The following is a 9,326-nucleotide window of genomic DNA, read 5'->3' on the forward strand; positions in this document are numbered from 1 at the left end:
GTTATTCAGCAATGCTCGCTTCAAGGCCATCTTCACTTAAAAGTAAAGTGTATGACTGCCCATATGATGCGTTGCAGATTGAGACTGGTTCATAAACTCGCTTATCTTCATCATTGAGCTTTGATACTTTTAAATCATCAGCGCAGTCATCAATGTGGTACCAGTAACTTAATTGATTTTGATATAAATTGACGATTTGATTTTCGATTTTTAAGCGAAGGTTTTCAGTTGCGAGAATACGTATAGCAAAAAAGTCATCTTTATCATCATTAGCTTTTTTGACGAGTGTTAAACGAAGCTTTTCTTCATTTTGCCAAGCCACAAAATGATAAGGTTGATTTTGCTCTACCTGATACATCTGTGTGGCTGAGTTAGTTATGTCGCTGTGATCGACTACATAAAATGAAATACGACTACGTTCATTGTGAGCATGTGTTACATCAATGGGAAGTGATTGCGATGCAAGCGTATCAATATAGTATTGAGAGTCTTTAACTTCTTGAGCATCACCAAACAGGTCAGTGTTTGCCATGTAATAGTCCACTTCTAAATCAGTGGTATTTACGAGTGTGTAATTGTTCTCATACATTTCATCGCCAAAGTTATGAGTTTCTTCAACTTCTAATTCATCACAACCAGTTAGCAAAATACTTGCGGCAATCATTATAGGTAGCGCACTTTTCATTGTTATTCCTTTTACAAATGAAGGAGCTGATTAGCATACTTATAAGTTATTGTACCTTTATTGGTTGTTAAATTGTACCGGTGGCTGTAATTGCATTACTTCATCAAGCTGAATTTGTTGCACATATTCAAGCTCTAATAGGGCGTCTAACACGGCTTTACTGTGCGACTTTTCTATTTCGGCACTGCAAAAGTCAATAATGCTAAAGCGGCGTTTTATCAGCAGGCCGTTGATGTCAGGTAAAGGATGTGTGGTTTCAATTAGCACGCGGGTTGTAGGGCAGGGATCGGCATAGCCTGAACGTAATAACTTTTTTAAATTAAACAAGTTATCATCAAGCCGACCCAGTTCAATGGCGGCTTTAGCGCTATCAGGAATAAATAATGGCTCAGCAAAGCGATTTATTTTTATTTCGCCCGTGGCGTTAATTGTAGCTACCTGATTACTGTCGTAACTGACAATATCACCGGTAATTAATGTGAATTGACTCATTGTGTTCCCTCGCAATGCTGTGTCGATTTCGGAGCTTAGAAAATGGTGTGTTTGGTTAAGCCCTGATATAGTGCCAAAGTCTTAAGTTTTATACGAGTTTTTTATGTTCCGTTTATCAATTGTTTTATCTGCCTTATTATTTTCTCAGTTGAGTTTTGCTGCATTGACGCCAGTGGGTCTTTGGAAAACTATTGACGAAGAAACGAATGAAGCGAAATCTTTAGTACGTATTAGTGAGCAAGATGGTGTATTGGTTGGTAGTGTTGAAAAAATCCTTAACCCAGCCAAGCAAGACGCAATCTGCGAAGAGTGTAAAGGTGATAAGAAAAATCAGCCAATTTTAGGGTTACAAATTATAGAAGGTGCTAAAGATGCCGGTGATGGTAGCTGGCAAGAGGGGGAAATTCTAGACCCAAACAATGGTAAAACCTATACCCTTAAACTAACACCACAAGAACAAGGTAAGGTACTTGAAGTACGCGGTTATATTGCATTTTTCTATCGTAATCAATACTGGCAACGCGTTGAATAATCATTAAAAAAGCCAAGCAATGCTTGGCTTTTTTATCCATGACTTACAAGCTTTCGCTGTACTCAGTCATGACTTGTTCAACCCAGCTTGCGATACGCTCATCGCTGAGCTCGTATTGACTGTCCTCATCAAGGGCTAAGCCAACAAATTGTTTGCCATCTTCAGTGAGTGCTTTTGAAGCCTCAAATTCATAACTTGCATCGTTAGGCCATTTGCCTAACAAGGTAATGCTTTGATCACAAATTTCATCGTGTAACATGCCAAGTGCGTCTTGGAACCACTGACCATAACCTTGTTGATCGCCCATACCAAACAGAGCCACGGTTTTGCCGTTTAGGTTAACATCTTTAATGTCGTCCCAGATTGATTCCCAATCTTCTTGCAACTCACCAAAATCCCAAGTTGAAATGCCGAAGATCACGAAATCAAATTGCTCTGCATTTTTTAATGGCTCATCTTTGATATTGTGAAGGCTCACGATGTCGTGACCAATAATATCGCGAATTTTCTCTGCCGCTATTTCTGTGTAGCAGGTTGTAGAACCATAAAATAAACCAATCTGCATCGTATTTATCACTGTGTATTTGCCTGATATGATAGGCGTAAGTTTACCGTAAGGTATAATCAATTGATACCTTGATAAGGATGAGAGTACGCGTGGCTGATAATAATTCACAAGCCCAAAAAGGTGTAATAACAGCAAATAACGCCGAACATTTAGAGTTATTTTTAGATACGCTGTATCTTGAGCAAGGGGTCAGCGAAAATACACTCGCTGCTTATCGCAGTGACCTTGAAAAGTTTTGCCAATTTTTAAAAGATAAAGACCTACTAGCTGTTCGCTCTGATGATATTGAAGCGTATTTAGCATACCGTGTTGATTTAGGGCTGAAGTCGCGCAGCACAGCGCGAAGCATCAGTGCGCTTAAGCGTTTTTATCAGTATTTTGTACGCGAAAAAGCCATTGCCGATTCGCCGATGGTCAATATTGCTCAGCCAAAAGCTGGGCAGTCATTACCAAAAACGCTGTCAGAAGCCGAAGTCGAAGCTCTGCTTGCAGCCCCAGACATAGAAGATCCTATGGGACTTCGCGATAAAGCCATGCTTGAGCTGTTATATGCTACTGGGCTTCGTGTTACTGAGCTGGTGGGACTCAGAATGGAGCAAATTAATTTGCGCCAGGCGGTGGTCTTTGTAAAAGGTAAGGGTAATAAAGAGCGTTTAGTTCCCCTAGGCGAAGAAGCAATGTACTGGCTTGAGCAGTTTTTAAAAGTGGGTCGTTCGCAAATGATTAAACATGCCACTGACTTTGTGTTCCCATCAAAGCGCGGGATTGGCATGACACGACAAACTTTTTGGCATCGCATCAAACACTATGCTATTTTGGCATCAGTTGAATCGCCGTTATCACCGCATACGCTCAGACACGCGTTTGCAACGCATTTGCTTAATCATGGGGCGGACCTTAGAGTCGTGCAAATGATGTTAGGTCACAGTGACTTATCAACAACACAAATTTATACCCATGTAGCGAATGAAAGATTGAAGTCGGTACACGAGCAACATCATCCACGTGCTTAGTGCAAGATTTTTAAAGATGTACCGGTCTATATAAAAAATGATCAGGATATAGGATATTTATGAAAAAGTTAGTTTTAGCCACAGCACTACTAGGCACAAGCTTAAATGTGTTTGCCAATGGCGTATCAACAACAGATGCTGCTGATGCCCCTATTATTGCTAAGTTTGCTGAATTAGGCGTAACCGTTAAGCAAATCAACCCAAGCCCAGTGGCAGGCCTTAAAGAACTAATTACTGATAAAGGCGTGCTGTACGCAAGCCCTGACGGTCAATTTCTAATGCAAGGAACACTGATTGACCTTAATAACCGAGTTAATCTAACAGAGCATGCACTGAGCGATGTACGTAAAGAAGGCATTGCTGAGTACGAAGACTCAATGATCGTTTACAAAGCGAAAAACGAAAAGCATTCAATCACAGTCTTTACCGATATTACCTGTGGTTACTGCCGTAAGTTACACCGTGAACTTGATGATTTCTTAGATGCGGGTATCACGGTTAAATACCTAGCTTTCCCACGTGGGGGCTTACGTGGTAAAGGTTACCAAGATCTAATGAATGTATGGTGTGCTAAAGACCCTGCTGAAGCGTTAACAGAAGCAAAAGCGGGTGCAGAAGTCGCAGACGTGCCAGGTTGTAACGCGCCAATTGCTGAGCATTACCAACTAGGTCAAAGCTTTGGTATGTCGGGTACTCCAGCAATTATTTTAGAAGATGGCACCATGATCCCAGGTTATCAATCAGCTGCGCAAATTAGCCAAGCGCTTGATGCCTTACCAAAAACATCTTCATAACTGATTTTTTAAACGAAAAGGCCTATTTTTCGTAGGCCTTTTTTATTTGTATTAAGCAAAGAAGTACCATTTCCGACATGGAAAAAATAATTCAAGCTCGTCCTCATGTTGATGATTCGCATTTACCACACCATTTACACCCTGTAATTAAGCAAATATATGCGACTCGACAGGTGCAAAGTGCCACCGAACTCGATAATAGCGCTGCGACATTACATGACTTTAAGTTGTTTAAAGATATCGACAAAGCTGTGGTGCTATTGCAACAAGCCCTCGCGGCTCAAAGTCGCGTGTTAATCGTCGGTGACTTTGATGCCGATGGCGCAACCAGCACAGCAACCTTAATGCAAGGTCTTGCTATGTTTGGCTTAAAGAACCTTGATTACTTGGTACCTGACAGATTCAGCCTAGGTTATGGCTTAAGTCCTGCGCTTGCTGAGCAAATAGTGACTATGCAACCCGAGCTGGTGATCACTGTTGATAACGGTATTTCATGTATAGATGGCATTGCAATTGTTAAGCAAGCGGGTATTAAAGTGCTGGTAACTGACCACCATTTACAAGGTGAAGCCCTGCCAGATGCTGATGCCATCGTGAACCCGAATCGCCATGACTGTCAGTTTCCATCGAAATCAATAGCAGGCGTTGGGGTCGCTTTTTATCTGCTCATTGCTTTACGTAGCCACTTACGTGAACAAGGGTATTTTCAGCATCAGCCAATGCCAAATTTGGCTGAGCTACTTGATATTGTAGCCCTCGGTACCGTGGCCGATGTGGTCGCGCTTGATGCCAATAACCGTACCTTAGTTCATCAAGGTTTAGCACGTATTCGTAGTGGTAAAACACGCCCAGGTATCAGTGCCTTAATCGAAGTGGCAAATCGTAATGCTGCCCGTTTAAGTGCCAGTGACTTTGGCTTTTCATTGGCACCACGCTTAAATGCAGCAGGGCGTTTAGATGATATGAGTTTAGGTATAGCCTGTTTGTTATCAAGCGATATAAATCAAGCACGCCGAATTGCCGGTGAGCTCGACAGCCTAAATCACGAGCGCCGTGAAATAGAGCAGGGCATGCAAACTGAAGCACAGGCGGTGCTTGACCGTTTAGCATTTAAAACTGAGTCAGTGCCTGATGCCATTTGTTTATACCAAGCTGATTGGCACCAAGGTGTGATTGGTATTTTGGCTGGTCGCTTAAAAGAAAAGTATCACCGCCCGACGATTATTTTTGCTGCTGGCGATAACGGCGAAATAAAAGGCTCTTGCCGCTCTATTGAAGGGCTGCATATGCGTGATTTACTCGAGCGAGTAAATACACTCTATCCGCACTTGATCAGTAAATTTGGTGGCCATGCTATGGCGGCCGGGCTGAGTATCAATGAGCAAAGTTTTACTGAATTTAAAACCGTGTTTGAGCAAATGGTGAAAGACACACTCACTGAAGAGCATAAGCAAAGTATTTTACTTACCGACGGTGAATTACCTAATGAGTGCTTTTCGATGGAGTTTGCCAACTTACTAAAAAATGCCGGCCCCTGGGGACAGCAATTTCCAGAGCCAGTGTTTGAGCATGTGTTTGAGGTAATACAGCAGCGCATTGTCGGTGAAAAACACTTAAAACTGGTTTTAAAACATCAGTCTGGACGATTAGTTGACGGCATTGCATTTGGTGTTGATGTGCGTGCATGGCCAGATACCGAAGTGCGTTATGTGAAAGCTGCTTATCAACTCGATATAAATGAATTCCGTGGTAAATTCTCGCTACAGTTGATTATTCGAGAGCTACAAAAAGCGACATAAAAATATCGTTATAATCGACATAAAAGGCTAATAAAACGCTCGGTTTTTTGTTAAAATCGGGCGTTTTTAATATTTGTAGATAATTTACCGTATTTATTGTCGATAACGGTGCGCGGTAAATCAGCCATTTTGGAGTAATGTACATGTTTGAAGTGAATCCTGTGATTAATCAAATCAAGGAAATTCGCGAACGTACTGAACTGCTTCGGGGGTACCTTTGACTACCCTCTTAAGAAAGAGCGGTTAGAAGAAGTTAACGCAGAACTTGAAGATTCAGCAGTGTGGAATGAGCCAGAGCGAGCTCAAGCACTTGGCCGTGAAAAGTCGGCACTCGAAGCTATCGTTGAGACCATTGATAATCTAGTGTCAGGTACCGAAGATGTTGAAGGTTTAGTCGAGCTTGCTGTTGAAGCAGAAGATGAAGAAACCTTCGCAGAAGCCGAAGCTGAATTAGGCGATTTAAACACACAGCTTGAAAAGCTAGAGTTCCGTCGCATGTTCTCAGGCGATCATGACCAAAACGATGCTTACCTTGATTTACAATCAGGTTCTGGCGGTACCGAAGCCCAAGACTGGTGCAACATGCTACTGCGTATGTATTTACGTTGGGGTGAAGCAAAAGGCTTTAAAGTTGAACTGGTTGAAGCAACTGATGGTGATGTGGCTGGTATCAAAGGCGCAACAGTGCGCTTTGTTGGCGAATATGCATACGGTTGGTTACGTACAGAAACAGGTGTTCACCGTTTAGTGCGTAAGAGCCCGTTCGACTCAAGTGGTCGTCGTCATACCTCGTTTGCATCGGCATTCGTTTACCCAGAAATCGACGATAATATCGAAATTGATATTAATCCGGCAGACTTACGTATTGACGTTTACCGCGCATCAGGCGCCGGTGGTCAGCACGTAAATACAACAGAATCTGCGGTTCGTATTACTCATATACCAACTAACACTGTTGTACAGTGCCAAAATGAGCGTTCACAGCACAAGAATAAAGACCAAGCAATGAAGCAGTTAAAAGCGAAATTGTTTGAGCTTGAAATTCAAAAGCAAAATGCTGAGAAACAAAGCCAAGAAGATGCTAAATCTGATATTGGCTGGGGTAGTCAAATTCGTTCATACGTACTTGATGACTCGCGCATTAAAGACTTACGTACAGGCGTTGAAAACCGTAATACACAAGCGGTTCTTGACGGCGACTTAGATAAATTTATTGAAGCCAGCCTTAAATCTGGCCTATAACCACCAAGCTAAAAAAGAGCTAAAAAATGACTGATCAAATCCAAGACGAAAATAAGTTAATCGCTGAGCGTCGTGGCAAATTAGACGCAATCCGCGAAAATTGCCCAGCCAACGGTCATCCAAACCAATTCCGTCGTGAACATTACACGGCTGATTTGCAAGCTGAGTTTGGTGATAAATCGAAAGAAGAATTAGTTGCTGAGCAACACGTTGTATCAGTAGCGGGTCGTATTCTTGCAAAACGTGGTCCTTTCCTTGCGTTACAAGACATGAAAGGCCAAATTCAAGCGTACGCATCAAAAGACGTACAAAAAGAATTAAAAGCAAAATATGGTCAACTTGATATCGGTGACATCATCGGTGTTAAAGGCGCACTAAATAAATCAGGTAAAGGTGACCTATACGTAGAAATGACAGAGTACGAGTTACTGACAAAGTCATTACGTCCGTTACCAGAAAAATTCCATGGTTTATCTGACCAAGAAACTAAATACCGTCAACGTTATGTTGACTTAATTACTAATGAAGCGACACGCGAAACCTTCCGTATTCGCTCAAAAGTTGTTGAAGGTATTCGTCGTTTCTTAGCTGATCGTGACTTCATGGAAGTTGAAACGCCGATGCTACAAGTGATCCCGGGTGGTGCGTCTGCTCGTCCATTCGTAACACACCACAACGCTCTTGATATCGACATGTACTTACGTATTGCACCTGAGCTTTACTTAAAACGTTTAGTTGTGGGTGGCTTTGAGCGTGTATTTGAAATCAACCGTAACTTCCGTAACGAAGGTTTATCAACGCGTCATAACCCAGAATTCACAATGATCGAATTCTACCAAGCATACGCTGACTACATTGACCTGATGAACATTACTGAAGACATGTTACGTACTGTTGCGACAGACGTACTTGGTTCACCAATAGTGGTTAACACAACGAAAGATGAAAATGGTGAAGTGGTTGATTCAGTAGAGTACGACTTTGGTCAACCTTTTGCTCGTTTAACAATGAGCGAGGCTATCCTTAAGTACAACCCAGACTTTGATGCTGCGGTATTTAATGACCCTGAAAACCATTTTGAAGAACTTAAAGCGTACGCGAAGCAAGTACACGTTAAGATCCCAGAAAACTGTGTATGGGGCCCGGGTAAATTCTTATGTGAAATCTTCGAAGAGACAGCTGAGCATAAGTTAATTCAACCAACTTTCATTACCGCTTACCCGTGGGAAGTGTCACCACTTGCACGTCGTAACGATGAAAACCCGTTTGTAACTGACCGCTTCGAATTCTTCGTTGGCGGCCGTGAATTAGCAAATGGCTTCTCTGAGCTTAACGATGCACAAGACCAAGCAGAGCGCTTTACTCGTCAAGTTGAAGAGAAAGACGCTGGTGATGATGAAGCGATGCACTACGATGATGACTATATTCGTGCATTAGAATACGGCTTACCACCAACAGCGGGTGAGGGTATTGGTATCGATCGTCTAGTGATGTTATTTACTGACTCACCAACAATTAAAGACGTGATCCTATTCCCACACATGCGTCCTCAAGCTGATTAATCAGCTAAAAGTCTTGAAAACGCCGCTTTTTAGCGGCGTTTTTGTTATCAGAAATTTCTGATTTTTATTGCTCTCAATTTTAATACTCAATTGTAATTAGCTGATCTAAAAAGAAATGCTGAATTAGTCTTCCAACAAAGTTACTAAGTTGTAAAATTTTTCTACAAATACAAAGGCCAATAGTATTATTTTTAGCCAAGATATGACATCATTGCGCAATTCTCGTTCAATGTATAAATGGACTTAATAATAATGACTAAAAAGCCTTCGCCGTTGCCTACAGATACGAACAAAAGCGAGCATCAACGTGAAGATTTTTATCGTGCTTGCATAGCCGAATTCCAACAATTGGGTTATCAAGATCAATACCTCGCAGAGTTAACTGATGAACTAATCCCATTGACGGGTCTTGAGCCGTTGAGTGATAAAGAAAAAACGGTGAAAGGATAAACAAAAACAAGCTGTTTTGGTTCGTTATGGACAATCTATAACCATCTATACGATTTTCCTTGAAAAGTGTTTGACATATTTCCTGAAATCTTTATTATACGCCCCACAAGACGGAGAGGTGGCCGAGTGGCCGAAGGCGCTCCCCTGCTAAGGGAGTATAGGGTTTGTAGCTCTATCGAGGGTTCGAAT

The 9,326-nt window shown here is 41.9% G+C and carries 10 protein-coding genes; 7 read left to right on the forward strand and 3 right to left on the reverse strand.

Going from position 1 to position 9,326, the window contains the following annotated elements; genetic code table 11:
• Window position 1: 1 nt before the first annotated feature.
• Window positions 2-685 carry a hypothetical protein gene (locus EXT43_RS05815; protein ID WP_130166552.1) on the reverse strand — a complete coding sequence of 228 codons (684 nt, stop codon included), beginning with the start codon at window positions 683-685 and terminating at the stop codon, window positions 2-4.
• A gap of 57 nt (window positions 686-742) precedes the next feature.
• Window positions 743-1,177, reverse strand: a complete 435-nt coding sequence (locus EXT43_RS05820; RefSeq protein WP_058585703.1) for a hypothetical protein — start codon at window positions 1,175-1,177, stop codon at window positions 743-745.
• A 103-nt stretch (window positions 1,178-1,280) separates the two neighbouring features.
• On the opposite strand from EXT43_RS05820, the gene EXT43_RS05825 reads away from it, so the two are divergent.
• Window positions 1,281-1,709, forward strand: a complete 429-nt coding sequence (locus EXT43_RS05825) for a DUF2147 domain-containing protein (RefSeq protein ID WP_130166553.1) — start codon at window positions 1,281-1,283, stop codon at window positions 1,707-1,709.
• A 43-nt stretch (window positions 1,710-1,752) separates the two neighbouring features.
• Here the strand turns inward: EXT43_RS05825 and fldB are convergent, their stop codons facing one another.
• The gene (gene fldB, locus EXT43_RS05830; RefSeq protein WP_054551247.1) at window positions 1,753-2,274 is read right to left on the reverse strand and encodes a flavodoxin FldB; all 522 of its coding nucleotides are present in this window, start codon (window positions 2,272-2,274) and stop codon (window positions 1,753-1,755) included.
• A gap of 80 nt (window positions 2,275-2,354) precedes the next feature.
• On the opposite strand from fldB, the gene xerD reads away from it, so the two are divergent.
• The 6 genes from xerD (at window position 2,355) to EXT43_RS05860 (ending at window position 9,137) form a co-directional block, all read left to right on the forward strand.
• Window positions 2,355-3,290 carry a site-specific tyrosine recombinase XerD gene (xerD, locus tag EXT43_RS05835; protein WP_054560814.1) on the forward strand — a complete coding sequence of 312 codons (936 nt, stop codon included), beginning with the start codon at window positions 2,355-2,357 and terminating at the stop codon, window positions 3,288-3,290.
• 59 nt (window positions 3,291-3,349) lie between these two features.
• Window positions 3,350-4,084, forward strand: a complete 735-nt coding sequence (gene dsbC, locus EXT43_RS05840) for a bifunctional protein-disulfide isomerase/oxidoreductase DsbC (protein WP_054560813.1) — start codon at window positions 3,350-3,352, stop codon at window positions 4,082-4,084.
• Between the two features lie 77 nt (window positions 4,085-4,161).
• Complete coding sequence (gene recJ, locus EXT43_RS05845; RefSeq protein WP_130166554.1) at window positions 4,162-5,883, forward strand: single-stranded-DNA-specific exonuclease RecJ; 1,722 nt, start codon at window positions 4,162-4,164, stop codon at window positions 5,881-5,883.
• Window positions 5,884-6,026: 143 nt separating this feature from the next.
• Window positions 6,027-7,125 (forward strand): peptide chain release factor 2 gene (prfB, locus tag EXT43_RS05850; RefSeq protein WP_130166555.1). Its coding sequence is split into 2 segments (ribosomal slippage): window positions 6,027-6,101 and window positions 6,103-7,125, totalling 1,098 coding nucleotides; the frame shifts between segments, so codons are not numbered across the junction.
• A 26-nt stretch (window positions 7,126-7,151) separates the two neighbouring features.
• Window positions 7,152-8,687, forward strand: a complete 1,536-nt coding sequence (gene lysS, locus EXT43_RS05855; RefSeq protein ID WP_130166556.1) for a lysine--tRNA ligase — start codon at window positions 7,152-7,154, stop codon at window positions 8,685-8,687.
• Window positions 8,688-8,939: 252 nt separating this feature from the next.
• Window positions 8,940-9,137 (forward strand): hypothetical protein, encoded by a 198-nt coding sequence (locus tag EXT43_RS05860; RefSeq protein WP_130166557.1) that lies wholly within the window; start codon window positions 8,940-8,942, stop codon window positions 9,135-9,137.
• The last annotated feature ends 189 nt before the right edge of the window (window positions 9,138-9,326 follow it).

It is taken from the genome of Pseudoalteromonas sp. CO109Y, from assembly GCF_004208935.1.
In the GTDB taxonomy this organism is placed as follows: Bacteria; Pseudomonadota; Gammaproteobacteria; order Enterobacterales; family Alteromonadaceae; genus Pseudoalteromonas; species Pseudoalteromonas shioyasakiensis.

Excerpts from the sequence above, each read along its gene's own strand:
- EXT43_RS05860 (WP_130166557.1), top strand. The coding sequence starts at position 8,940 with ATGACTAAAAAGCCTTCGCCGTTGCCTACAGATACGAACAAAAGCGAG.
- recJ (WP_130166554.1), top strand. The coding sequence starts at position 4,162 with ATGGAAAAAATAATTCAAGCTCGTCCTCATGTTGATGATTCGCATTTA.
- EXT43_RS05815 (WP_130166552.1), bottom strand. The coding sequence starts at position 685 with ATGAAAAGTGCGCTACCTATAATGATTGCCGCAAGTATTTTGCTAACT.
- xerD (WP_054560814.1), top strand. The coding sequence starts at position 2,355 with ATGAGAGTACGCGTGGCTGATAATAATTCACAAGCCCAAAAAGGTGTA.
- EXT43_RS05820 (WP_058585703.1), bottom strand. The coding sequence starts at position 1,177 with ATGAGTCAATTCACATTAATTACCGGTGATATTGTCAGTTACGACAGT.
- dsbC (WP_054560813.1), top strand. The coding sequence starts at position 3,350 with ATGAAAAAGTTAGTTTTAGCCACAGCACTACTAGGCACAAGCTTAAAT.
- fldB (WP_054551247.1), bottom strand. The coding sequence starts at position 2,274 with ATGCAGATTGGTTTATTTTATGGTTCTACAACCTGCTACACAGAAATA.
- lysS (WP_130166556.1), top strand. The coding sequence starts at position 7,152 with ATGACTGATCAAATCCAAGACGAAAATAAGTTAATCGCTGAGCGTCGT.
- EXT43_RS05825 (WP_130166553.1), top strand. The coding sequence starts at position 1,281 with ATGTTCCGTTTATCAATTGTTTTATCTGCCTTATTATTTTCTCAGTTG.